The following is a 21,615-nucleotide window of genomic DNA, read 5'->3' on the forward strand; positions in this document are numbered from 1 at the left end:
CATCCTGGTCGCCGTCGGCAAGGCCGCCCCCGCCATGCTGGCCGAGGCGATGGCGCATCTGCCCGATGCCCGCATCGCGCTGGCCGTCACGCATGAGGGGAACGGGACCGATATTCCCGGTGCCCGCGTCCTGACCGCCAGCCATCCGGTCCCGAACGAGGCCGGGCTGCGGGCGGGGCGCGAGATCCTGGCGGCGCTGGACGGCGCCGGCCCGGGCGACCGGGTGCTGGCGCTGATCTCGGGCGGCGGCTCGGCGCTGATCCCGGCGCCGCGCGCGCCCCTGACGCTGGAGGACAAGCAGGCGGTGAACCGGCTGCTGCTGGCCAGCGGGCTCGACATCACCGCGATGAACCTGATCCGCCAGCAGCTGTCCGAATTGAAGGGCGGCGGCTTCCTGCGCCATGCCGCGCCGGCGCCGGTGACCGGGCTGATCCTGTCGGACGTGATCGGCAACGAGCTGGGCGCGGTCGCCTCGGGCCCGACCTCGGCGCCGCTGGGCAACCGGGCGCAGGCGCGCAAGCTGTTGCAGGACAACGGAATCTGGGACCGCCTGCCCGACGCGGTGCGCCAGGTCCTGGACGCGCCCGACAGCGCGGCGCCCCTGCCCGCGGCCGAGAATCACCTGATCGGCAGCAACGAGCAATCGCTGCATGCGATGCGGGACGTGGTGGCGCCGGGCTGGGCGGCGCGTATCGTCTCGGATCGGCTGGAGGGCGACGTGGCCGAGGCGGCGGCGCTGATCGTGCAGGCCGCGCGCGAGGCGCCGCCCGACCGCCCGACCGCGCTGATCTTCGGCGGCGAGACTACGGTGACCCTGCGCGGCAACGGCAAGGGCGGACGCAACCAGGAACTGGCGTTGCGCGTCGCGGATGCCATGCAGGGCCAGCGCGGCGACTGGGTCTTTCTGAGCGGCGGCACCGACGGCCGCGACGGGCCGACCGATGCCGCCGGCGGCGTGGTCGATGGCGGGACCATGGCCCGGATCGCAGCGGCCGGCGCCGATGCGCAGGCGCTTCTGGCCGACAACGACAGCCATGCCGCGCTGGCCGCCGCCGGAGACCTGCTGCTGACCGGCGCCACCGGGACCAATGTCGCCGATGTGCAGGTCATGCTGCTGAACTGAGGCGGTCAGAAGCTCAGAGCGAAATGCCGACCCATGTCGGGCTGGCTGCCGGTGATCTTGGACTTGGCGATTTCATAGAGAAAGCGCAGGTTGCCGCCGGTCAGCCAGACCTCGGCCGCCGTCAGGTCCAGCCGCATCAGCTGGATATCGGGATCCTGCTTGCCGTCCTCGAACCAGCTGGCGGCGACGGCGTTCCACAGTTCGTCGAGCTTGGCACGGTCGTCCGAGAGCGACAGCGTCCCCTCGATCCGGGCGAACAGGCCCGCCGATTCCTCGGTGACGACATGCAGCGCCGGGGCCGGGCCCCCCGCGACCGCCTGCGCAAGGTCGGTGCCCTTGGCGGTGATGAACCACAGCGTGCCGGTCTCGGGCTCGGCGTAATGCGACATCGGCACCAGCCGGGGATCCTGGACCAGCCCCAGCATGCCCGAATTGATATCGTCGAGCCGGTCCCAGAAGTCGCGGCTTTGGTCGTCGGTATGGGTCATTGCATCCTCCTGCCGTTGCCGAAGAAACGGCTGGAGCGCATACGGGTTCCCCGCAGCGGCGGCTAGCCTTTGTTAAGCCGGCCCGGGCGGCGGCTATTTGGCCGCCGACAGCACGCCGCGCCGGATCTGATCGGCCTCGATCGATTCGAACAGCGCGCGGAAATTGCCCTCGCCGAAGCCGTCGTCGCCCTTGCGCTGGATGAACTCGAAGAAGATCGGCCCGATCACCGTGCGGGAAAAGATCTGCAGCAGGATGCGGGTCTCGCCGCCGCCGACCACGCCTTCGCCGTCGATCAGGATGCCATGCTTGCGCAGCCGGTCCAGCGGCTCGCCGTGGTCTTTGACCCGGTCGTGCGACATCTCGTAATAGGTGTCGGGCGGCCCGGGCATGAACTTCATCCCGGCGGCATGGATGCGGTCGGTGCCGGCATAGATGTCCTCGCTGCCGATGGCGATATGCTGGATGCCCTCGCCCTTGTAGCGCCGCAGGTATTCCTCGATCTGGCTGTGATCGTCGGTCGATTCGTTGATCGGGATGCGGATCTTGCCGTCGGGCGAGGTCAGCGCCCGGCTGACCAGCCCGGTCTGCTTGCCCTTGATGTCGAAGAAGCGGATCTCGCGGAAATTGAACGTGTCGTGATAGAAGCGATACCAGGTGTCCATATTGCCGCGGATCACGTTGTGCGTAAGGTGGTCGAGATAGTAGAAGCCGAAGCCCTCGGGCCGCGGATCGGCCTCGCCCAGCCAGTCGAAATCGCCGTCATAGGCGCTGCCCGTCTTGCCGTAGCGGTCGATGAAATACAGAAGCGAACCGCCGATGCCATGCACCGCCGGCGCCTCGATCGACTTGCCGGGGCCGGTGTATTCGGTCGCGCCCAGTTCCAGCGCACGGGCCAGGGCCAGCTGCGCATCGACCACGCGCCAGGCCATCGCCGGCGCGCAGGGGCCGTGTTCGGCGACGAACCCCGCTGCATGGCTGTCGGGATCGGCATTCAGCAGGTAGTTGATGTCGCCCTGGCGATAGAGCGTGATGTCCTTGCGCCGGTGCTTCGCCACCGGCACGAAGCCCATCTGGCGAAAGATCAGGTCCAGCCGGCCCGGCTCGGGATGGGCGAATTCGACGAACTCGAACCCATCGGTGCCGGCGGGATTGGCGGCGCTGATGCTCGCCCGGGGGGCGTCATGCGGAAAAGGGCCCATGGTCTTCGTCCTGTTCAGTGCGTTCCTGGGTCCATCATGCCACCGCCGGGCTGCAACGGGCTTGCAAAGCGCCGGCTATCCGGCAAGGATTTGCACGAAAAGCGCATCAGATCGCAGGGTGGTGCATGAAATGCAGCTGGATCGGTTCGACATCGCGATTCTCATCGCCTTGCAGCGCGACGGCGCCATGACCAATGCCGCCCTGGCCGACGTGGTCAACCTCTCGGCCTCGCAATGCTCGCGCCGGCGGGCGGCGCTGGAACAGGCGGGCGTGATCGAGGGCTACGCCGCCAGGCTCAGCGCCGCGAAGCTGGGCTTCGGGCTGCGCGCCATCATCCGCGTCAACCTGTCGAGCCACGGCCAGCGCAAGGAGGACGACTTCGCCCGCTTCGTCACCAGCCAGCCGGCGATCCGCTCGGCCTTCTCGGTTTCGGGCGATGCGGATTACGTGCTGGACCTGCGCGTCCGCGACCTGGAAAGCTTCGCCGATTTCGTCCATGGCCAGCTACTGCCGCATCCGCAGGTCGCCCAGGTGCGTTCCGAAATCGTGCTGAAGACGCTCAAGGACGAGCCCGGCGTCGCCCCGTTCGACACCGCCTGATTTCTTTGCTCCCGAAATACCCTCGGGGGTCCGGGGGCAGAAAGCCCCCGGCAGCGGCGCCGCAGGCCCTACTCGGCCGCCTGCCTACGCGGCAGCACCCAGTTCGGCCGGGCGAAATGGCAGGTATAGCCCGCGGGATGGCGTTGCAGGTAATCCTGGTGCTCGGGCTCGGCCTGCCAGAAATCCCCGGCGGGCCTCACCTCGGTCACCACCTTGCCTGGCCACAGGCGCGAGGCATCGACATCGACGATAGTCTCCTCGGCGATCCGGCGCTGCTCGTCCGAGGTATGGTAGATCCCCGAACGATAGCTGGGGCCCAAGTCGTTGCCCTGGCGGTCGGGCGTGGTCGGGTCGTGGATCTGGAAGAAGAACTCGAGGATCTTGCGATAGCTGGTCCGGGCCGGGTCGAAGGTGATCTCGATGGCCTCGGCATGATTGCCATGGTTGCGGTAAGTGGCATTCGCCACGTCGCCGCCGGTATAGCCGACGCGGGTCGAGACCACGCCGGGCAGCTTGCGGATCAGCTCCTGCATGCCCCAGAAGCAGCCGCCGGCCAGGATTGCCGTCTCGGTCATTGCGCGTCCTCCACCTGGTCCAGGTAGTCGCCATAGCCCTCGGCCTGCATCCGGTCGCGCGGCACGAAGCGCAGCGAGGCCGAGTTGATGCAATAGCGCAGCCCGCCCCGGTCGCTGGGCCCGTCGTTGAAGACATGGCCCAGATGGCTGTCGCCCTGGGCCGAGCGGACCTCGGTGCGGATCATGCCATGCGAGACGTCGCGCAATTCGCGCACGTTCCCGGCCACGATGGGCGCGGTGAAGGCCGGCCAGCCGCAGCCCGAGTTGTATTTCGCCGACGAGGCGAACAGCGGCTCGCCCGAGACCACGTCGACATAGATGCCGGGTTCGAAATGGTGGTCGTATTCGCCGCTGAACGGCCGTTCGGTGCCGTTCTGCTGTGTCACGCGGTATTGTTCCGGCGTCAGGCTGGCCAGCGCCTCTTCCCTGGTCCTTGCGTTCATCGCGGCCTCCTTCAATTGCGATCGTCCCCCTATGTGGGGGCTCGATCGCGAAATGGGAATGGCCGCGACGCTCAGGCGGCGGCCTCGGACGCCAGCGGCCAGGTCTTGGCCACCATGGTCAGCACGTCATATTGCGCCACCACCTCGCCACGCTGGTTCGTCACCCGGCAATCCCAGCGCACCTCGCCATGCTGGGCGTTTTCGCGCGGGTTGATCTCCTTGCAGGTCAGCCGCACCTGCAGGCTGTCGCCGAAATAGACCGGGGACAGGAAACGCAGGTTGTCCACGCCGTAATTCGCCAGCACCGGACCGGGATTGGGTTCCACGAACAGCCCCGCCGCGAAACTGGCGATCAGATAGCCATGCGCCACCCGGTCGTCGAAGAACGGGTTCGCCCGCGCCGCCGCCTGGTCCATATGGGCATAGAAGGTGTCGCCGGTGAAATGCGCGAAATGCTCGACATCCTCCAGCGTGATGGTGCGGGTGGCGGTCACCAGCTGGTCGCCGATGCGCAATTCGGCCAGCGACTTGCGGAACGGATGCTCGCCCGAGCGGGTCGGCGCACCTTCGATCCAGCGGCCGGTGACCGCGGACAGCAGGCGCGGCGCGCCCTGCACCGCCGTGCGCTGCATGTAATGCTTGACGCCGCGGATGCCGCCCATTTCCTCGCCGCCACCGGCGCGGCCCGGCCCGCCATGGACCAAGGGCGCCAGGGGCGAGCCATGCCCGGTCGAGCTTTTCGCCGTCTCGGCGCTGCCGATCAGCACCCTTCCATGCCAGGGCGCCGCGCCCAGCACCAGCTTTTCCGCGACCGTCTCGTCGCCGGTGAAGACCGAGCTGACCAGCGAGCCCCGTCCCATCCGCGCCAGCGCCACCGCCTCGTCCAGGTCGTCATAGGGCATCACGGTCGAGACCGGGCCGAATGCCTCGACCTCATGCACCGCCGCGGCGGCCTTGGGCGCATCGGCATACATCAGCACCGGGTTCAGGAAAGCGCCGCGCTCGGAATCGCCCGAACTCACGCGCACCGCGTCGGGATCGCCCGCGACGATCTCGGCCACGGCTTGCAGGTCGCGGATGCGTTCGCGTACCTCGGCCCGCTGGTCGAGGCTGGCGAGCGGCCCCATGCGCGTGCCCTCGTCGCCCGGCAGACCCAGCGCCGTCTTGTCCAGCCGTTCGCGCAGCGCCGCGACCAGCGCCTGCACCTGCGCGCGGGGGGCGATGACGCGGCGGATGGCGGTGCATTTCTGCCCGGCCTTGGTGGTCATCTCGCGCGCGACCTCGCGCACGAACAGGTCGAATTCGGCGGTGCCCGGCACCGCGTCGGGGCCAAGGATCGAGGCGTTGAGGCTGTCGGCCTCCATGGTGAAGCGCACGGAATTGGCCACCACCGCCGGATGGGTCTTCAGCTTGCGGCCGGTCCAGGCCGAGCCGGTGAAGGTCACGGCGTCCTGTTCGCCGACATGGTCCAGAAGGTCGCCGACCGAGCCGCAGATCAGTTGCAGCGCCCCCTCGGGCAAAAGTCCGGTGTCGATGATGCGGCGCACGCAAAGCTCGGTCAGATAGGCGGTCTGGCTCGCCGGCTTCACCACGCAGGGCAGGCCGGCCAGCAGCGTCGGCGCGATTTTCTCCAGCATGCCCCAGATCGGGAAGTTGAAGGCGTTGATATGGACCGCCACCCCTTCCAACGGCGACAGGATGTGCTGGGCGACGAAGCTGCCGTCTTTCGACAGCACCTCGACTTCGCCGTCGGTCAGCACGCGGGCGTTGGGCAGTTCGCGCCGGCCCTTGGAGGCAAAGGCCAGCATGGTGCCAATGCCGCCCTCGATATCGACCCAGCCGTCGGCGCGGGTGGCGCCGGTGTGCAGGCTTTCGGCGTAGAACTCCTCTTTCCGCGCCATCAGGGCCAGGCCCAGGGCCTTCAACATGCCGGCGCGTTCGTGGAAGGTCATGGTGCGCAGGCTGGCGCCCGCGGCCCGGCCATGCTGCAGCACCGCCGCGAAATCGAGGCCCGTCGAGTCGATCAGCGCCACCGGCGCCCCGGTCGCGGCATCCAGCAGGGTCTGGCCTTCCTTGGCGCCCGGCGTCCAGCCGCCGCAGACATAGCTTTCCAAACGGCGCAGCGTGGTCATCGCGTTTCCTTCCAATCCTGTTCGCAACGGGGCGCGGATGGCCGCGCCCCTGAAATCAAAGGCCGAATGCGGCCAGATGCTCGGCCACCAGCGTTTCCCAGCGGGCCAGCAGATCCTCGTTCGGCTGGTGGCGCAGGCCAAAGCGGCGCAGCGTCTCATAGCGCGCGGAATGGGCGGCGCCGAAGCCCGCCGCCACGCGCGGGTGCCAATAGGCCAGGCTCGCCTGCACCCCGTCGCGGTCGCTTTCGGCCAGCGCGGCCAGGCCTTCCAGGCCCAGTCCCGCGTGGCGCGCCTCGCGCGGGGCGATCTCGCGGAAAACCTCGGCCAGCGGCGCGTAGGAGACGCGGGTCAGCTCGGTCATCTGCACGCCGGCCGCGAGGCCCTGCAGCACGTTCATCACCACCGCGTCGGCCCAGCCCGCGATCGGGTAGTGGAACACCGACAGGCGCATGTCGCCCTCGCGCCGGGCGGCGCCGATGTCGGCCTCGCGGTCGACGCGGGCGGCCCAGTCGTGGCTTTGCTGATAGCGGCGGCTGTCGGTGCCGAAATCCGCCATGACCGCCAGCACGCGCTCGGCATGGTCGGCCTTTTCCAGCGTGATCCGGCTGGCGGCGATACGCTCCTTGATCGCCGGGGCGAAGTTGATCGCATCGGCGAAGCCGGCCGAGGCCGCCAGCTCGCTGTCAACGAAACTGGACATCAGCCGCAGGAGTTCGCCGCGATAGCGCGGCGGCACGTTGCCGGGCGAGGTCAGCACGCCGCCCTGCGCGAGATAGTCGTCAAGGTTCATGGTCTGGGTCATGGCTGCCTCATTCGTCATAGGTGACGACCACGCGGTCGCTGATCGGATAGGCCTGGCAGGACAGGACATAGCCGGCGCGGACCTCGTAATCCTCCAGCGCGTGGTTGATGGCCATTTCCACCTCGCCCTCCAGCACCTTGCAGCGGCAGGTCGAGCAGACCCCGGCCTTGCAGGAATAGGGCGCGTCCATGTGGTTGGCGATGGCGGCTTCCAGGATCGTCTCGCCCTCGCGCGGCATCTGGAAATTGCGCGTGGCGCCGTCCAGCGTCACCGTGGCGGCGGTGCCATTGCCCTGCGTCGCCGCCTGCTGCGACACGGCGCGGGCCTTGGCGCGGCCGGGCTGGCTGCTGGCGAACAGCTCGAACTTGATCTGGTCGTCGCGCATCCCGTGTTCGCGCAAGCTGGCGGCCACGGCCAGCATCAGCCCCTCGGGGCCGCAGATGAAGGCGGTGTCGAGCGCGGTCGGGTCGATCCAGTGCTGGAACAGCGCCGCCATCTTGCCTTCGTCGATGCGGCCGGTGAACAGGTCGATCTCCTGCGCCTCGGCCTTGAGGATATGCACCACCGAGAAGCGGCCAAGGTAGAGGTTCTTCAGGTCCTCGAGCTCCTCGCGGAACATGATCGAGTTGATCTGGCGGTTGGCATAGACCAGCGTGAACTGCGAGCGGGGCTCGCGCGCCAGCACGGTCTTGATGATCGACAGCAAGGGCGTGATGCCCGAGCCCGCCGCCACGCCCAGATATTGCCGCTCGGCCGCGGGGTCGGTCTGGGTATGGAACTTGCCCATCGGCGGCATGGCGTCGATTTCCACGCCCGGCGCCAGGTTCTCGTTGGCCCAGGTGCTGAAGGCGCCGCCATCGACGCGCTTGATGCCGACGCGCAGGCAGCCGTCGTCGACGCCCGAGCAGATCGAATAGGACCGGCGCAGTTCCTCGCCGTCGAAGTCGCGGCGCAGGGTCAGGTATTGCCCTTGGGTAAAGTCGAACAGCGCCCGGTCCTCGTCGCGCGGGGCCAGGGTCGCGACCACGGCGTCGCGGGTGTCGCGGCGCACGTCGGTCACTTTCAGCGGGTGGAAGCGTGCCATTTTGGGTATCCTTCCCAAGCCCTTACAGGCATTTGAAATAGTCGAATGGTTCCAGGCAGTCCTTGCAGCGATAGCTCGCCTTGCAGGGGGTCGAGCCGAACTGGCTGATCTTTTCCGTATTGGTGCTGCCGCAGCGCGGGCAGACGATGGTCAGGTTGTGGCCGCCCAGCCGGGCGATCCGGCCCGCCAGCACCCCGTCCGCCGCGGTGCCGTCCACCGGCGGTGCGATGCCATAGCCGCGCAGCTTGTCGCGGCCCTCGGGCGTGATCCAGTCGGTGGTCCAGGGCGGCGACATCTGCCGTTCCAGCCGCAGCTTGTCGATGCCGTGGCCGCGCAGCGCGGTCTCGATGTCCAGGTTGATGATGCTGGTCGCCGGGCAGCCGGAATAGGTCGGCGTCACCTTGACGACCAGCGTGTCATCCTGCCAGGCCACGTCCCGGATGATGCCCAGGTCGGTCAGGCTGAGCACCGGGATTTCGGGGTCCGGCACCTCGGCCAGCCAGTCCCAGACCTGTGCGACGCTGGGGGCTGCCATGTTACCAGCTCGCGCCCGGATAGGCGCGTTGCAGGAACTGCATCTCGGCCAGGATATAGCCCAGATGCTCGGTATGGATGCCCTGCTTGCCGCCCTTGTGCGCAAAGGCGCTGTCGGGCAGCGCCAGCGTCGCCTCGGCGAAGACCGCGCCGATCGTCGCCAGCCAGGGCTCGCGCAGGCTGGCCGGATCGGGCAGGATACCCCGCGCGGCAATCTCGGCGTCCTTGGCGTCGGCCAGGAACATTTCGCCGGTATAGGACCACAGCGCCTCGACGGCAGCGGTCATGCGCTGGTGGCTTTCCGCGGTGCCGTCGCCCAGCCGCACGATCAGGTCCGAGGACCGTTCCAGGTGATAGGCCACCTCTTTCGCCGCCTTGGCGGCGATTTCCGCCACGCGCGGGTCGGTCGAAGCCGCGGCGCCCTTCAGGAATTCATGGTGCCAGGCGTCGAACAGGAACTGCCGCATCAGCGTATGGCCGAAATCGCCGTTCGGGCGCTCGACCAGCAGCAGGTTGCGGAAATCCCAGGCGTCGCGCAGATAGGCGAGGTCGTCGGCGCTGCGGTCCTGGCCCTCGACCTCGGCGGCGAGCGCCAGCCAGTTCTGGGTCTGGCCGATCAGGTCCAGCGCAACGTTGGCCAGCGCGATATCCTCTTCCAGCGCCGGGGAATGGCCGCACCATTCCGAGACGCGATGGCCCAGGATCAGGGTCGAATCCCCGATGCGCAGCAGGCATTCGAACAGCGCCTGTTCGCCGGCGTCGGGGGCGGGCACCGGGGGGTGGGCATGCGCGCCTTGCATGCGGGCCAGTTCCGCCACTTCGGGCGTGTTCATGTCGGGCAGCGAGGGCATCACATATGCCCCACTTCGTCCGGGATGTCGAAGAAGGTCGGGTGGCGATAGACCTTGCTGTTCGAGGGCTCGAACAGCGGGCCTTTCTCGGACGGGCTCGACGCGGTGATCTGCGCCGAGGGCACGACCCAGATCGAGACGCCTTCATTCCTGCGGGTATAGACGTCGCGGGCGTTCAGGATCGCCATTTCTGCGTCGGGCGCGTGCAGGCTGCCGACGTGGCGGTGGTTCAGCCCGTGCTGGCCCCGGATGAAGACCTCCCAGAGCGGCCATTCCTTGGACATGGTGTTCTCCCTTACTTGGTCGCGGCGCGGGGGCCGCATGTTCCTGGCGGGTTATTCGGCGCGGGTTATTCGGCGGCGATGGCGCGGCGAGCCGCGGCCTTCTCGGCATGGGCGACCAGCGCCTCGCGGAACCAGGCGCCGTCGTCCCAGGCCTTGACGCGGGCGCCCAGGCGATCCTTGTTGCAGGGCCCGTTGCCGGCCAGCACATCGTAGAATTCGGACCAGTCCGGCTCGCTGAAATCGTAGCCGCCCTTCTCCTCGTTCCATTTCAGATCCGGGTCGGGCACGGTCAGCCCCAGGTATTCCGCCTGCGGCACAGTCTGGTCGACGAATTTCTGCCGCAGTTCGTCATTGGTGTTCATCTTGATCTTCCACGCCATCGACTGCGCGGAATGGACCGAGTCCTTGTCCGAAGGCCCGAACATCATCAGCGAGGGGTACCAGAGCCGGTTCAGCGCATCCTGCGCCATGCGCTTCTGCGCCGGCGTGCCCTGCGCCATCTTCATCATGATGGCGTAGCCCTGGCGCTGGTGGAAGCTTTCCTCCTTGCAGATGCGGATCATGGCGCGGGAATAGGGACCGTAGCTGGTCCGTTGCAGCGGCACCTGGTTCATGATCGCCGCGCCGTCGACCAGCCAGCCGACCGCGCCCATGTCGGCCCAGGTCAGCGTCGGATAGTTGAAGATCGAGGAATATTTCATCTTGCCGGCATGCAGCAGTTCCATCAGCTCGTCGCGGCTGACGCCCAGCGTCTCGGCGGCGCTGTAAAGGTAAAGCCCGTGCCCGGCCTCGTCCTGCACCTTGGCCAGCAGAATCGCCTTGCGCTCCAGCGTCGGCGCGCGGGTGATCCAGTTGCCCTCGGGCAGTTGGCCCACGATCTCGCTATGCGCATGCTGGCCGATCTGGCGGATCAGCGTCTTGCGATAGCCCTCGGGCATCCATTCCTTGGGCTCGATCTTTTCGCCGCGGTCGATGCGGTCCTGGAAGGCAAGCTCCTCGGGGGTCATCTCGTCGCGGGTCTTGCTGCCTTCGGATTTCACAAGCTGGGCATACATTGGCGGGCCTCCTCAGACACGTTCGATGATGATGGCGATGCCCTGCCCCACGCCGATGCACATGGTGCAAAGCGCGTAGCGGCCACCGCTGCGGTGCAGCTGATACATGGCGGTCGTCACCAGCCGGGCGCCGGACATGCCCAGCGGATGGCCCATCGCGATGGCGCCGCCGTTCGGATTCACATGCGCGGCGTCATCCGGCAGGCCCAGGTCGCGCAGAGTCGCAAGCGCCTGACTGGCGAAGGCCTCGTTCAATTCTATCAGATCCATCTGCTGGATGGTCATGCCCGCGCGTGCCAGCACCTTTTTCGCCGCCGGCGACGGGCCGATGCCCATGATGCGCGGCTCGACCCCCGCCGCCGCCATGGCGACGATGCGGGCCTTGGGGGTCAGGCCCTGCGCCTGCGCCGCCGGGCCCGAGAGGATCGCCAGCGCCGCCGCGCCGTCGTTCACGCCCGAGGCATTGCCGGCCGTCACCGTCAGGTCGGGACCGTTGACGCCCTTGAGCCGCGCCAGCGTTTCCGCCGTGGTGCCGGGTCGCGGATGCTCGTCGGTGTCGAAGACGATGGGCTCGCCCTTCTTCTGCGGGATGGTCACCGGCACGATCTCGTCGGCAAAGACCCCGGCCGCCTGCGCCGCCTCCCAGCGGGCCTGCGAGCGGGCGGCAAAGGCGTCCTGGTCGGCGCGGCTGATACCGAAATCGGCGGCCACGTTGTCGGCGGTCTGCGGCATCGAGTCGATGCCGAACTGCGCCTTCAGCGCCGGGTTGACGAAGCGCCAGCCGATGGTGGTGTCATAGACCGCGTTCGAGCGGGAAAATGCGCTTTCCGCCTTGGGCATGACGAAGGGGGCGCGGGTCATGCTCTCGACCCCGCCGGCGATGACGAAATCGCAATCGCCCGCCTTGATCGCCCGGGCCGCCATGCCGATCGCGTCCATGCCCGAACCGCAGAGCCGGTTCACCGTGGTCCCGGGCACGCCGATGGGCAGGCCGGCCAGCAGCACGGCCATACGGCCGACGTTGCGGTTGTCCTCGCCCGCCTGGTTGGCGCAGCCATAGATCAGGTCATCGACGGCCGCCCAGTCCACGCCCGGATTGCGCGCCATCAGCGCCTTCAGCGGCACCGCCGCCAGATCGTCGGCCCGGACCTGGGCCAGCGCGCCGGCATAGCGTCCGATGGGGGTGCGCACCGCGTCGCAGATGAAGGCTTCCTGCATCCCGCTTTCCTTTGTGTTCGTGAAAGACCGGCGATTCTCCCAATTCGCCGACCGATTGGTCAGCTTATAGCGCGGCAAACATCACAGATAAAGCAAAACTTGCGGCTTTCTGTGATGTTTTGTCGCATGCCCATTCAAAGCTCTGGAAAGACTGGCAAAAATCAGGCCATTCCGACCAGCCGGGCTTGGGTCAGCGCGGTCTGGGCCGGCAGCGGACCGTCGACGCCCTCGAACCGGGCGGCGATGTGGCGCTCGGCGCCCGGAGTCAGCCGGGCATAGAGCCGGTCGAACAGCGCGCGCGCCGCCCCGCCCTGCCAATCCCCCGGCAGCGCCTGGGCCGGCAGGCGCGGATCGCGCAAGAGGACATGGCGATAGGTCTCGACCAGCAGAAGCCGGATCACCAGCGCGGTCTCGTCCGGCAGCGGGTCGGCGGTTTCGACCGGCGAGAACCGCGCCAGCATGTCGCGATAGCGCGCCTGCAAGGCAGACAGGTTCCAATAGCGCGCCACCTCGGCCAGCGGCTGCGGATCGCCAGCCGGAAAGACCAGCGCGCCCGGCGGCACCGGCTGGCCGCGGTCCGGGCGGATGAAGACGCCGGGCGCCATCTGGCCCAGCCGCAGGTGGCGGGCCTGGTCCTCGGGCAGGTCGGGGGCGTGCAGGATCTGCCAGCCACGCGCCGGCGGGTCGGGCGCATAGAGCAGCGCCGCCGCGCGCTGGAACTCCTGCCCGGCCGAGGCGTCCAGCCGGTAATAGCTGCGCCGACCGGCCCGTTCGCCGCAAAGCCGCTTGGCCGCCACCAGGCGCGAGACGGCGGTGCGCACCAGCGATTCGCTGATGCCGACGCGGTCGCAGATCTCGATCAGCGTGCCGGTCCACAACACGCCGCCGCGCGGCACCACGACATCGCCATAAACGGTGACGATGAACGAGGCCGAGCGCAGCTCGGTCCCGGCCAGAATACTGCGGATCAGTTCCTCGGGCGTCATGCCTCGCATAAACCGCATCCGCCGCCGAAACGCAAACGGGCGGCCGCGGCGGCCGCCCGTCCGGTTGCGCTGGCCAAAGGCTCAGACCTGGTCGCGGCCCGAGGCCAGGATGCAGAGCAGCGTGATGACCGCCGCCGCCAGCAGGTAATAGCCGACCGAGGCCATGCCGTGATGCGTCTGCAACCAGGTCGCGGCATAGGGCGCCAGCGAGGCGCCGAAGATGCCGGCGAAGTTGAAGGTGATCGAGGCCCCGGTATAGCGCACCCGCGTCGGGAAGGGCGCGGCCAGCGCCGCGCCAATCACGCCATAGGTCAGCCCCATCAGGAACATGCCCAGGGTGATGAACAGATAGATCGAGCCCTCGTTCTGCGCATCGCCCTGCATCAGCGGCGCCAGCAGGAACGAGAAGGCGGCGATGGCCACCGTCACGCCGATCAGGAAGCCATAGCGCCCGATCCGGTCGGCGGCCTTGCCGGCGATGGGGATGGCGATGCCGAAGACGACCGAGCCGAAGATCTGCATCGCCAGCGCGTCCTTGAACGGGATCTGCAACACCTTGACGTTATAGGACAGCAGCCAGGCCGAGCAGATGTAGAACAGCACGAAGGTCACCAGCGCGACGAAAGTGCCCAGGAACAGGCTGCGCTTGTGGTTGCGAAAGACCTCGGCCACGGGGACCGAGACGCGCTCTTCCTTGGCGATGGCGCGGGCGAATTCCGGCGTTTCGGTGATCGACAGCCGCACCCAGAGCCCGATCACGATCAGGAAGATCGACGACAGGAAGGGCAGCCGCCAGCCCCAGGCCAGCAGATCCTCCTGGCTGATGAAATGCAGCATGGCCCAGAAGAAGCCCGAGGACAGGAACAGCCCCAGCGGCGCGCCCAGCTGCGGGAACATGCCATACCAGCTGCGCTTGCCGGGGGGCGCGTTCTCGGTCGCAAGCAGCACCGCGCCGCCCCATTCCCCGCCCAGGCCGAAGCCCTGGCCGAACCGGCACAGCGCCAAGAGCAGCGGCGCCCAGACCCCGATCTGGGCATAGCTGGGCAGCAGCCCGATGATGACGGTGGAGATGCCCATGGTCAGCAGCGCCGCGACCAGCGTGACCTTGCGGCCGATGCGGTCGCCGAAATGGCCGAAGACCACGGCGCCGAAGGGCCGCGCGAAGAAGGCGATCGAGAAGGTGGCGAATGACGCCAGCAGCGCCGTCATCGGGTCCGAGGACGGGAAGAACAGCGTCGGGAAGATCAGCACCGCCGCGGTCGCGTAGACGTAGAAATCGAAGAATTCGATGGTGGTGCCGATCAGGCTGGCCGTCAGCACCTGAACGGGCGAGTTCAGGGGTTTCTGCCGGCTCGCGGCAGCACCCGAATGGATATGTGTCATGGTTCTTGTCCGCAGATAGTCAAGGGAGGCGTCGCGGCCGGCGGAACGGGCCCGACGCGCCCCCATAGCGCAGGAAGCCGCAAGGCGAAAGGGCACCCGCGCCGGCCGGCTTCAGGGCAAGAGCAGCAGCGACCAGCGCCGGCCGTCATGGGTCAGCTGCATGCGCGACAGCGGCCGGACGCCGATGGCGCGGGCGGCGGCCAGCGGCGCGCCCAGCACATGCACCAGCGCCGCCTGGATCGGGGCCGGATGGGTCACGGCCAGCAGGTTGTCGCCCCCCTGCGCCCGGTCCTGCAACCAGCGGGCCATGCGCTCGACCACGGCGGCGAAGCTCTCGCCGCCATGCGGCGCCGCATGGGGGTCGTCCTGCCAGCGGGCGAAACCCTGGGGGTCCTGGGCCAGCACCTGCTCGGGGGACTGCCCGGCCCAGGCGCCATAGTCCATCTCGGCCAGCGCCGGGTCGGGTCGCGCAGCCAGGCCCATAGCCTCGGCCGTCTGCACCGCGCGGCGCAGGGGCGACACGCGGGCCGGACCCGGCCGGGGATGCGGGCCGGGCAGCGCGAGATCGTCACCCGGAAACACCGGCCGCGCCGGGGCCAGCGAACAGATCAGCAGGATGCGGCTTGCCATGGCGCCAGATTGGCCGCGGCGCCGGGCGGGCGCAAGTTTGCTTTGACATTTGCCGCTCTGCAGCGCAGCTTGCCCGGCATTGCCCAGTCGCGGGAAGCCGGTGGAACTCCGGCACGGTCGCGCCACTGTAACCGCGCCCATCAGGGGCGGAAGTCAGACCCCGAGCCCGGGCATGTCAACATCCCAACCGGACGCGTATCCGAAGGAGCATTGCGATGGCCTATACCGAAGCCACAGACGATTTCCGCAGCCGCCCGATTCCCTTGGGCGAATGGGCGCCCTGGGCGATCTTCGCCGGGCTGGTCATGCTGCTGGCGCTGTATTTCGTCAGCACCGAACAGGGCGCGGTCGCGCTTCTCGACGGCACCGGCGTGCATGAATTCGTGCATGACGCGCGCCACCTTCTCGGCTTTCCCTGCCACTGAGGAGCAGCCCCCATGACAGGACGTTATCTGGTGCTCGGCATGATTGCCGGGCTGATCGCGGGTGTGCTGGCCTTTGGCGTCGGCAAGGTCTGGGGCGAGCCGCCGGTCGCCGCCGCCATCGCGCTGGAGGAAGCGGGCGCGCCCGCCGCCCCCGAACACGCTCATGACCACGGCCACGACGCGCCGACCGCCGCTGCCACGGCCGAGCCCGAACCCGCCGGCCATTCCCATTCCCATGGCGTGGGCGAGGGCATCAGCCGCGCCACCCAGGCCGGCATCGGCCTGCTGACCGGCATGGCGGTGTTCGGCGCCGGCCTGGGCGGGCTTTTCGCGCTGGTCTTCGCCTTCGTGCAGGGCCGGTTCTCGCATCTGGGCGCGCGGGCGACGGCGGGGGTGATGGCGGTGCTGGGCTATGTCTCGGTCGTGCTGGTGCCCTTCCTGAAATACCCGGCCAACCCGCCCGCCGTGGGTCATGGCGAGACCATCGGCCTGCGCACGCAGATGTTCTTTGCCATGATGGCGCTGTCGCTCATCGCCATGGTGATCGCGGTGGCAGTGGCGCGCAGCGGCCGCGACCGCTGGCGCGCCGGCATCCTGGGCGGGCTGGCCTATCTGGTCCTGGTGGTCGTCGCCGGCCTCGTCCTGCCCGCCATCAACGAGGTGCCGGCCGGCTTTCCGGGCGACCTGCTCTGGCAGTTCCGCAGCGTGTCGCTGGTGATCGTGGCAATGCTCTGGGCCGGGATCGGGCTGATCTTCGGCCAGCTCGTGCAAGGGTCGCTGGCCCGTGACCCGGGCTTGCGGCAGCGGCTGGCCTGATCCCCTGCGGCAAAATGACAGGGCGCCGGCGGGTCCGGCGCCTTTTTCGTTCGGCTCCGGCGTGAAAACCACGGCCGCCGCCGCATGCGGGCCGGGCCAGACCCCTTGACAGCCGGGGCCTGGTCGCGCGAACAGGTGGCTGCTTCGGTTCCGGCGCCTTGCCGGATGAAAAGGGAAGCCGGCACGCCCCTTGGGCCAATCCGGCACTGCCCCCGCAACTGTAGGCGGCGAGCAACGGTCGACGATGCCACTGGGACGCTCCCGGGAAGGCCGGCCGAAGCGACGATCCGCGAGTCAGGAGACCTGCCGAGGCGTTCACCCATTCCCGGCGCGGGGCGCACCGGGAAAGCGGCCGTTCCGCAGAGGTGACGCTCACCCCCCGGCGGGCGGGCCGATCGGCCTGTTCGAAGGGCAGTTCTGCAACCCGCGGGCTGCGGCCCGTGCCCGGAAAGGTCAAGGCATGTTTCGGACCCGAGCTTCCATAATGACTCTGGCGGCGGCGCTGGTGCCGGCCGTCGCGGCGGCGCAGGAGGCCGTCATCCTGGATCCCGTGATCCTGTCGGCCGGCCTCAGCCCCATCGCCAGCGATGCCTATGGCCGCGCCTCGACCGTGCTGACCGCCGAGGAGATCGAGGCGCGCGGCCTCGCCACCGTGCAGGACGCGCTGCGCAGCGTGCCGGGCGTGGCCGTCACCTCGACCGGCGAGACGCTGACCAAGCTGCGCATCCGCGGCAGCGAACCCGGCCACGTCCTCGTGCTGATCGACGGGGTCAAGGCGAACTCTCCGGCCTCCGGCGACTATACCTTTTCGGGCATGACCGCCGCCGATATCGACCGGATCGAGGTGCTGCGCGGCCCGCAATCGGCGATCTACGGCTCGAACGCGGCCGCGGGCGTCGTCTCGATCACCACGCGGCGCGCGCGCGGGGCGGGATTCCGCTATGGCGGCGGGGTCGAGATCGGCGGGCTGGGCACCCGCGCGGCCAACGGCCATGTCAGCTATTCGGACGCGCGCAGCGAACTGGTGCTGTCGCTGGAATCGCGCCATGTCGAGGGCGAGGATGCCTCGCGCTCCGGCGGCGACCGCGATTTCAACGACCGCGACACGATCGGGCTGCGCGGCCGCTATGACCTGACCGAAAGCGTCAGCGCAGGCTTCGCCCTGCGCCGCAGCTGGCAGGAATACGGCTATGACCTTGGCAGCTTCGTGCCGGTGCCCACCCCCGACGACTACCTGATCGACGCACCGCTGACCGCCGACCGGAACGAGGTCTTCGGAACGCTCTGGATCGAGGCGCAGGCGCTGGACGGGCGGCTGTCCAACCGGCTGACCGTTTCGGGCACCAATCAGGACACCCTGTTCCTGAACGACGGCGCCTATGACTATGACGACGCTGCCCGCCGCCGCGGCGTGCAATATCTGGGCAGCTGGGCCATCGACGGCGCCGATCTGGCCAGCACCCGCCATCGCCTGAATTTCAGCGCCGCCACCGAACGCGAAACCTATCGCAGCTCCTATGCGCCCGGCGGAATCTATGAACGCGACACGACCGCGTTGGCGCTGGAATATCTGGGCAATCTCGACCCGGACATCGACCTGCAGGCCGGCATCCGCCGCGACCTGAACGACGGCTTCAAGGACGCGACCTCGTGGAACCTGTCGGCCGGCTGGCAGGTGCCGGGCCAGGACATCCGCCTGCGCGCGGCGGCGGGCCGGGCCGTGGTCAATCCTGACATGTTCCAGCAATTCGGCTATATCCCCGGCTCTTACGCGGGCAACCCGGACCTGCGCCCCGAACGCAGCCTTGGCTACGAGCTGGGCGCCGATCTGTCCTATGCCGGCGGGCGGGGCACGCTGGGCGCGACCATCTTCCACAGCGATGTCGAGGATCTGATCACCGGCTCGGGCGAGACCTCAGTGAACCTTAACGGCACCAGCACGCGCAAGGGCTTCGAGGTCACCACGGCCATGCAGGTGACGGACGCGATCCGCATCGGCGCCGACTATACCTATACCGACGCGCGCCAGCAGGATGGCAGCCGCGTCGCGCGCGTGCCCCGGCATCAGGTCAACCTGCGCGGACAGGCGGATTTCGCGGCCGGCCGCGGCGGCCTGTCGGCGGAACTGCGCTATGTCGCGGGCAGCTACGACGAGGAATGGTACAACACCGCCTGGCCCGATACGCCGGCCACCACCGAACTGCCGGAATTCGCCACCGTCAACCTTGCCGCGCATTATGACCTGACCGAAAACGTCCGGCTGCACGGCCGGGTCGAGAACCTGTTCGACAAGGACCATTCCGAGGCATGGGGCTATTACGGCCAGGGCCGCACCGCCTATGCCGGGTTGCAGGCGCGATGGTAGCGCGCTGGCTTCTGGCCGGCCTCCTTGCCTGCCTTGCCCACCCCGTCGCGGCGGAAGCGCCGCGCCGGGTCGTCTCGATCAACCTTTGCACCGACCAGCTTGCCATGCTGCTGGCGGCGCCGGGACAGCTTGTCTCGGTTTCCTATCTGGCGCGCGACCCGCTCTCCTCGGGCATGGCCGAGGCGGCAGCGGCCCTGCCGGCGAATAACGGCCTGGCCGAAGAGATCTTCCTGCTGAAGCCCGACCTGGTGCTGGCCGGCACCTGGACCCCGCCCACCACCCTTTCGTTGCTGCGCCGGGTCGGCGTCCCGGTCGAGGTGTTCCAACCCGAAAGCGACATCGCCGGCATTCGCGGCAATATCGCCCGCATGGGCCAGGTTCTGGGCCGCGAGGCCGAGGCGGATGCCGTGCTGGCGCGGTTCGACGCCGACCTGGCCCGCCTGCCGCCGGCGCCCGAGCCGCGGCCGCGCGCCGCGATCTATGCCGTGAACGGCTATACGCTGGGCAGCGACAGCCTGGCGGGGCAGATCGTCGCGCTGGCGGGCTATGCCAATATCGCCGACGAGCTGGGCCTTGGCCCGGGCGGCACCCTGCCGCTGGAGGCGCTGCTGCTGGCCCGGCCCGACCTGGTGATCCTGGGCCGCCGCTATGCCGGCCACGCCCGCGCGCAGGACATGCTGGACCACCCGGCCCTGCGCGCGCTGCTGCGCGACAGGCCGGCGGCGGTGATGGCCGACCCGGACTGGATCTGCGGCAACCCGCGCATCCTGCGCGCCGTGGCCAACCTGCCCGCCGCCGCCGGGGTTCGGCGATGATGCGCCCCGCCGTCTTGCTGGGCCTGCTTGGCCTGCTGGTCGCGGCGCTGTTTGCGGGCTCGCTGCTGACCGGGCCGGCCGGGGCCGGGATTGGCCCAAGCCTTGCCGCGCTGGTCCGGGGCGACGACATGCTGGGGCTGGTCATGCGCGAGATCCGCCTGCCCCGCGCGGCTCTGGGCCTGCTGGTCGGCGCGGCGCTGGGGCTGGCTGGGGCAGCCATGCAGGGTTTCCTGCGCAATCCGCTGGCCGAGCCGGGGCTGATCGGCACCTCGGCCTCGGCAAGCCTGGGCGGGGTGCTGGCGATCCAGACCGGGCTGGCGGCGGCGGTGCCCCTGGGCCTGCCGCTGGCGGCCTTGGCGGGGGCCGCGCTGTCGGTGCTGGCCATGCTGGCGCTGGCTGGGCCGCGCGGCGGCACGCTGTCGCTGATCCTGGCCGGCATCGCCATTTCGGCGCTGGCGGGGGCCGGCACCGCGCTGGTGCTGAACCTGTCGCCGAATCCCTTTGCCGCCAATGAGATAACCTTCTGGATGATGGGCTCTCTGGCCGACCGCGCCATGCCGCATGTCGGGATCGCGGCGGCGCTGACCCTGCCGGGCGCCGGGCTGCTGCTGACCACCGGCCGGGCGCTGGATGCGCTGACGCTGGGCGAGGATGCGGCGGCATCCAGCGGCATCGACCTGGGCCGGTTGCGGCTGCGGCTGGTGCTGGGCTGCGCGGCGCTGATCGCCGGGGCGACGGCGGTGGCGGGGTCCATCGGCTTCGTCGGGCTGGTGGTGCCGCATCTCTTGCGCCGTGCGGCGGGCGCGCGGCCGTCGCGGCTGCTCGTCGCCTCGGCGCTTGGCGGGGCGGCGATGGTGCTGGCGGCCGACATCGCGGTGCGGCTGATCCTGCCCGCGCAGGACCTGAAGCTGGGCGTGCTGACCGCGCTGGTCGGGGCACCGCTGTTCCTGCACCTGATCCTCAAGACCCGGGGGCAGGCATGACGCTGGCGCTTTCTGCCCTGGCCTGCCGCCGTCACGGCCGGACGGTGATCGAAGGCATCGACCTGACCGTCGCGCCGGGCGAATTCGTCGGCCTGCTGGGCCCGAACGGCGCCGGCAAGACCACGCTGCTGCGCGCCGCCCTGGGGCTGCTGCCGGCCGAGGGGCACAGCTCGCTCGCCGCATTGCCGGCGCGGCTGCGGGCGCGGGCGGCGGCCTTCATGCCACAGGGGCGCGAGATTGCCTGGCCGGTCTCGGTCGAGACGCTGGTGGCGCTGGGGCGGATCGCCCATCCCGATGCCGCGGGCGAGACCGACCACGCCGCCGTCGAGGCCGCGCTTTCGGCGCTGTCGCTTCTGCCGCTGCGCGACCGCCCGGCCACGCAGCTTTCGGGCGGCGAACAGGCCCGGGCGCTGCTGGCCCGCGCCTTGGCGCAGGACACGCCGCTGCTGGTCGCGGACGAGCCCATCGCCGGCCTGGACCCGGCGGCGCAGATCGAGGTCATGCGGCTGTTCCGTCGCCTTGCGGACCAGGGCCGGGCGGTGCTGGCCTCGCTGCACGACCTGGGGCTGGCGGCCCGGCACTGCACGCGGTTGGTTCTGCTGCATCAGGGCCGGATCATGGCCGACGGCAGCCCCGAAGCGGTGCTGACACCGGAAAATCTGGCCCGCTGCTTTGGCGTCGTGGCCCATGTCGCGCAGGGGCCGCAGGGGTTGATGCTGCAATTGCTCGGCACCTTGCAGCCGGTCGTTTCCCCGGATTGCACCCCACCCAAAAAGTAACGGAAGCCTGCGACGGTCCCGGGATCGGCGCGGGTCTTTCCGG

Annotated in this window: 23 protein-coding genes and 2 riboswitches; of the genes, 8 read left to right on the forward strand and 15 right to left on the reverse strand. The window is 69.2% G+C overall.

The window, feature by feature from the left end; genetic code table 11:
• Positions 1 to 1,123: glycerate kinase (locus E3D03_RS00005; RefSeq protein ID WP_263565252.1), on the forward strand; the 1,123-nt coding region annotated here is incomplete at its 5' end.
• 5 nt (positions 1,124 to 1,128) lie between these two features.
• Here the strand turns inward: E3D03_RS00005 and E3D03_RS00010 are convergent.
• Positions 1,129 to 1,611, reverse strand: coding sequence for a pyridoxamine 5'-phosphate oxidase family protein (locus tag E3D03_RS00010; protein ID WP_263565253.1), 483 nt, complete (start codon positions 1,609 to 1,611; stop codon positions 1,129 to 1,131).
• 93 nt (positions 1,612 to 1,704) lie between these two features.
• Positions 1,705 to 2,811, reverse strand: a complete 1,107-nt coding sequence (hppD, locus tag E3D03_RS00015) for a 4-hydroxyphenylpyruvate dioxygenase (RefSeq protein ID WP_263565254.1) — start codon at positions 2,809 to 2,811, stop codon at positions 1,705 to 1,707.
• Between the two features lie 130 nt (positions 2,812 to 2,941).
• Here hppD and E3D03_RS00020 point away from each other — a divergent pair, with 130 nt between their 5' ends.
• The gene (locus tag E3D03_RS00020; protein ID WP_263565255.1) at positions 2,942 to 3,412 is read left to right on the forward strand and encodes an Lrp/AsnC family transcriptional regulator; all 471 of its coding nucleotides are present in this window, start codon (positions 2,942 to 2,944) and stop codon (positions 3,410 to 3,412) included.
• A gap of 68 nt (positions 3,413 to 3,480) precedes the next feature.
• Here E3D03_RS00020 and msrA read toward each other — a convergent pair whose 3' ends face one another.
• From msrA to E3D03_RS00085, 13 genes are all read right to left on the reverse strand, one after another.
• A complete protein-coding gene (gene msrA, locus E3D03_RS00025; RefSeq protein ID WP_263565256.1) occupies positions 3,481 to 3,987 on the reverse strand; it encodes a peptide-methionine (S)-S-oxide reductase MsrA in 507 nt (168 codons plus the stop codon).
• Positions 3,984 to 4,430, reverse strand: coding sequence for a peptide-methionine (R)-S-oxide reductase MsrB (gene msrB, locus E3D03_RS00030; protein WP_062564048.1), 447 nt, complete (start codon positions 4,428 to 4,430; stop codon positions 3,984 to 3,986). The genes msrA and msrB overlap by 4 nt, the downstream gene beginning before the upstream one ends.
• 71 nt (positions 4,431 to 4,501) lie before the next feature.
• Entirely contained in the window at positions 4,502 to 6,562 is a 2,061-nt protein-coding gene (gene paaZ / locus E3D03_RS00035; RefSeq protein ID WP_263565257.1) for a phenylacetic acid degradation bifunctional protein PaaZ, read from the reverse strand.
• 55 nt (positions 6,563 to 6,617) lie between these two features.
• Positions 6,618 to 7,364: a Phenylacetic acid catabolic protein gene (locus E3D03_RS00040; protein WP_263565258.1), complete on the reverse strand. Its 747-nt coding sequence runs from the start codon at positions 7,362 to 7,364 to the stop codon at positions 6,618 to 6,620.
• A gap of 7 nt (positions 7,365 to 7,371) precedes the next feature.
• Positions 7,372 to 8,448 carry a 1,2-phenylacetyl-CoA epoxidase subunit PaaE gene (gene paaE / locus E3D03_RS00045; protein WP_263565259.1) on the reverse strand — a complete coding sequence of 359 codons (1,077 nt, stop codon included), beginning with the start codon at positions 8,446 to 8,448 and terminating at the stop codon, positions 7,372 to 7,374.
• A gap of 22 nt (positions 8,449 to 8,470) precedes the next feature.
• Complete coding sequence (gene paaD / locus E3D03_RS00050; protein ID WP_263565260.1) at positions 8,471 to 8,983, reverse strand: 1,2-phenylacetyl-CoA epoxidase subunit PaaD; 513 nt, start codon at positions 8,981 to 8,983, stop codon at positions 8,471 to 8,473.
• Between the two features lies 1 nt (position 8,984).
• Positions 8,985 to 9,833: a 1,2-phenylacetyl-CoA epoxidase subunit PaaC gene (gene paaC / locus E3D03_RS00055; protein WP_263565261.1), complete on the reverse strand. Its 849-nt coding sequence runs from the start codon at positions 9,831 to 9,833 to the stop codon at positions 8,985 to 8,987.
• Positions 9,833 to 10,117: a 1,2-phenylacetyl-CoA epoxidase subunit PaaB gene (gene paaB / locus E3D03_RS00060; RefSeq protein ID WP_018001690.1), complete on the reverse strand. Its 285-nt coding sequence runs from the start codon at positions 10,115 to 10,117 to the stop codon at positions 9,833 to 9,835. The genes paaC and paaB overlap by 1 nt, the downstream gene beginning before the upstream one ends.
• A gap of 65 nt (positions 10,118 to 10,182) precedes the next feature.
• Positions 10,183 to 11,172: a 1,2-phenylacetyl-CoA epoxidase subunit PaaA gene (gene paaA, locus E3D03_RS00065; RefSeq protein ID WP_263565262.1), complete on the reverse strand. Its 990-nt coding sequence runs from the start codon at positions 11,170 to 11,172 to the stop codon at positions 10,183 to 10,185.
• A gap of 12 nt (positions 11,173 to 11,184) precedes the next feature.
• Entirely contained in the window at positions 11,185 to 12,390 is a 1,206-nt protein-coding gene (gene pcaF, locus E3D03_RS00070) for a 3-oxoadipyl-CoA thiolase (protein ID WP_263565263.1), read from the reverse strand.
• Between the two features lie 161 nt (positions 12,391 to 12,551).
• The gene (locus tag E3D03_RS00075; protein ID WP_263565264.1) at positions 12,552 to 13,385 is read right to left on the reverse strand and encodes a PaaX family transcriptional regulator C-terminal domain-containing protein; all 834 of its coding nucleotides are present in this window, start codon (positions 13,383 to 13,385) and stop codon (positions 12,552 to 12,554) included.
• Positions 13,386 to 13,457: 72 nt separating this feature from the next.
• Positions 13,458 to 14,759, reverse strand: coding sequence for an MFS transporter (locus tag E3D03_RS00080; protein WP_062564040.1), 1,302 nt, complete (start codon positions 14,757 to 14,759; stop codon positions 13,458 to 13,460).
• 111 nt (positions 14,760 to 14,870) lie between these two features.
• A complete protein-coding gene (locus E3D03_RS00085; protein ID WP_263565265.1) occupies positions 14,871 to 15,389 on the reverse strand; it encodes a histidine phosphatase family protein in 519 nt (172 codons plus the stop codon).
• 91 nt (positions 15,390 to 15,480) lie between these two features.
• A riboswitch (cobalamin riboswitch) is annotated at positions 15,481 to 15,549 on the forward strand.
• A 55-nt stretch (positions 15,550 to 15,604) separates the two neighbouring features.
• Between E3D03_RS00085 and E3D03_RS00090 the strand changes: the two genes are divergently transcribed.
• The 6 genes from E3D03_RS00090 to E3D03_RS00115 all read left to right on the forward strand — a co-directional run bounded on the left by E3D03_RS00090 (position 15,605) and on the right by E3D03_RS00115 (position 21,572).
• Complete coding sequence (locus E3D03_RS00090; protein ID WP_018001696.1) at positions 15,605 to 15,814, forward strand: CbtB domain-containing protein; 210 nt, start codon at positions 15,605 to 15,607, stop codon at positions 15,812 to 15,814.
• Positions 15,815 to 15,826: 12 nt separating this feature from the next.
• Positions 15,827 to 16,630, forward strand: a complete 804-nt coding sequence (locus tag E3D03_RS00095) for a CbtA family protein (protein ID WP_263565266.1) — start codon at positions 15,827 to 15,829, stop codon at positions 16,628 to 16,630.
• Between the two features lie 128 nt (positions 16,631 to 16,758).
• Positions 16,759 to 16,956, forward strand: a riboswitch (cobalamin riboswitch).
• A 158-nt stretch (positions 16,957 to 17,114) separates the two neighbouring features.
• A complete protein-coding gene (locus E3D03_RS00100; protein ID WP_263565267.1) occupies positions 17,115 to 18,995 on the forward strand; it encodes a TonB-dependent receptor plug domain-containing protein in 1,881 nt (626 codons plus the stop codon).
• Entirely contained in the window at positions 18,989 to 19,810 is an 822-nt protein-coding gene (locus E3D03_RS00105; RefSeq protein WP_263565268.1) for an ABC transporter substrate-binding protein, read from the forward strand. The genes E3D03_RS00100 and E3D03_RS00105 overlap by 7 nt, the downstream gene beginning before the upstream one ends.
• On the forward strand, positions 19,810 to 20,793 hold the full coding sequence (locus E3D03_RS00110) for a FecCD family ABC transporter permease (RefSeq protein ID WP_263565455.1): 984 nt from the start codon (positions 19,810 to 19,812) through the stop codon (positions 20,791 to 20,793). The genes E3D03_RS00105 and E3D03_RS00110 overlap by 1 nt, the downstream gene beginning before the upstream one ends.
• The gene (locus E3D03_RS00115) at positions 20,790 to 21,572 is read left to right on the forward strand and encodes an ABC transporter ATP-binding protein (protein ID WP_263565269.1); all 783 of its coding nucleotides are present in this window, start codon (positions 20,790 to 20,792) and stop codon (positions 21,570 to 21,572) included. Before E3D03_RS00110 ends, E3D03_RS00115 begins: the two co-directional genes overlap by 4 nt.
• Positions 21,573 to 21,615: the final 43 nt, after the last annotated feature.

Source organism: Paracoccus sp. DMF (assembly GCF_004407025.1).
GTDB classification, from domain to species: Bacteria; Pseudomonadota; Alphaproteobacteria; order Rhodobacterales; family Rhodobacteraceae; genus Paracoccus; species Paracoccus aminovorans_B.

Bases quoted from the DNA above. Each gene is read 5' to 3' on its own strand.
- msrB (WP_062564048.1), bottom strand. From the start codon at position 4,430: ATGAACGCAAGGACCAGGGAAGAGGCGCTGGCCAGCCTGACGCCGGAA.
- paaE (WP_263565259.1), bottom strand. From the start codon at position 8,448: ATGGCACGCTTCCACCCGCTGAAAGTGACCGACGTGCGCCGCGACACC.
- E3D03_RS00095 (WP_263565266.1), top strand. From the start codon at position 15,827: ATGACAGGACGTTATCTGGTGCTCGGCATGATTGCCGGGCTGATCGCG.
- E3D03_RS00105 (WP_263565268.1), top strand. From the start codon at position 18,989: ATGGTAGCGCGCTGGCTTCTGGCCGGCCTCCTTGCCTGCCTTGCCCAC.
- E3D03_RS00020 (WP_263565255.1), top strand. From the start codon at position 2,942: ATGCAGCTGGATCGGTTCGACATCGCGATTCTCATCGCCTTGCAGCGC.
- pcaF (WP_263565263.1), bottom strand. From the start codon at position 12,390: ATGCAGGAAGCCTTCATCTGCGACGCGGTGCGCACCCCCATCGGACGC.
- msrA (WP_263565256.1), bottom strand. From the start codon at position 3,987: ATGACCGAGACGGCAATCCTGGCCGGCGGCTGCTTCTGGGGCATGCAG.
- E3D03_RS00080 (WP_062564040.1), bottom strand. From the start codon at position 14,759: ATGACACATATCCATTCGGGTGCTGCCGCGAGCCGGCAGAAACCCCTG.
- paaZ (WP_263565257.1), bottom strand. From the start codon at position 6,562: ATGACCACGCTGCGCCGTTTGGAAAGCTATGTCTGCGGCGGCTGGACG.
- E3D03_RS00110 (WP_263565455.1), top strand. From the start codon at position 19,810: ATGCGCCCCGCCGTCTTGCTGGGCCTGCTTGGCCTGCTGGTCGCGGCG.
- paaC (WP_263565261.1), bottom strand. From the start codon at position 9,833: ATGCCCTCGCTGCCCGACATGAACACGCCCGAAGTGGCGGAACTGGCC.
- hppD (WP_263565254.1), bottom strand. From the start codon at position 2,811: ATGGGCCCTTTTCCGCATGACGCCCCCCGGGCGAGCATCAGCGCCGCC.
- E3D03_RS00115 (WP_263565269.1), top strand. From the start codon at position 20,790: ATGACGCTGGCGCTTTCTGCCCTGGCCTGCCGCCGTCACGGCCGGACG.
- E3D03_RS00075 (WP_263565264.1), bottom strand. From the start codon at position 13,385: ATGCGAGGCATGACGCCCGAGGAACTGATCCGCAGTATTCTGGCCGGG.
- E3D03_RS00010 (WP_263565253.1), bottom strand. From the start codon at position 1,611: ATGACCCATACCGACGACCAAAGCCGCGACTTCTGGGACCGGCTCGAC.
- E3D03_RS00085 (WP_263565265.1), bottom strand. From the start codon at position 15,389: ATGGCAAGCCGCATCCTGCTGATCTGTTCGCTGGCCCCGGCGCGGCCG.
- paaD (WP_263565260.1), bottom strand. From the start codon at position 8,983: ATGGCAGCCCCCAGCGTCGCACAGGTCTGGGACTGGCTGGCCGAGGTG.
- E3D03_RS00100 (WP_263565267.1), top strand. From the start codon at position 17,115: ATGACTCTGGCGGCGGCGCTGGTGCCGGCCGTCGCGGCGGCGCAGGAG.
- E3D03_RS00090 (WP_018001696.1), top strand. From the start codon at position 15,605: ATGGCCTATACCGAAGCCACAGACGATTTCCGCAGCCGCCCGATTCCC.
- E3D03_RS00040 (WP_263565258.1), bottom strand. From the start codon at position 7,364: ATGACCCAGACCATGAACCTTGACGACTATCTCGCGCAGGGCGGCGTG.
- paaA (WP_263565262.1), bottom strand. From the start codon at position 11,172: ATGTATGCCCAGCTTGTGAAATCCGAAGGCAGCAAGACCCGCGACGAG.
- paaB (WP_018001690.1), bottom strand. From the start codon at position 10,117: ATGTCCAAGGAATGGCCGCTCTGGGAGGTCTTCATCCGGGGCCAGCAC.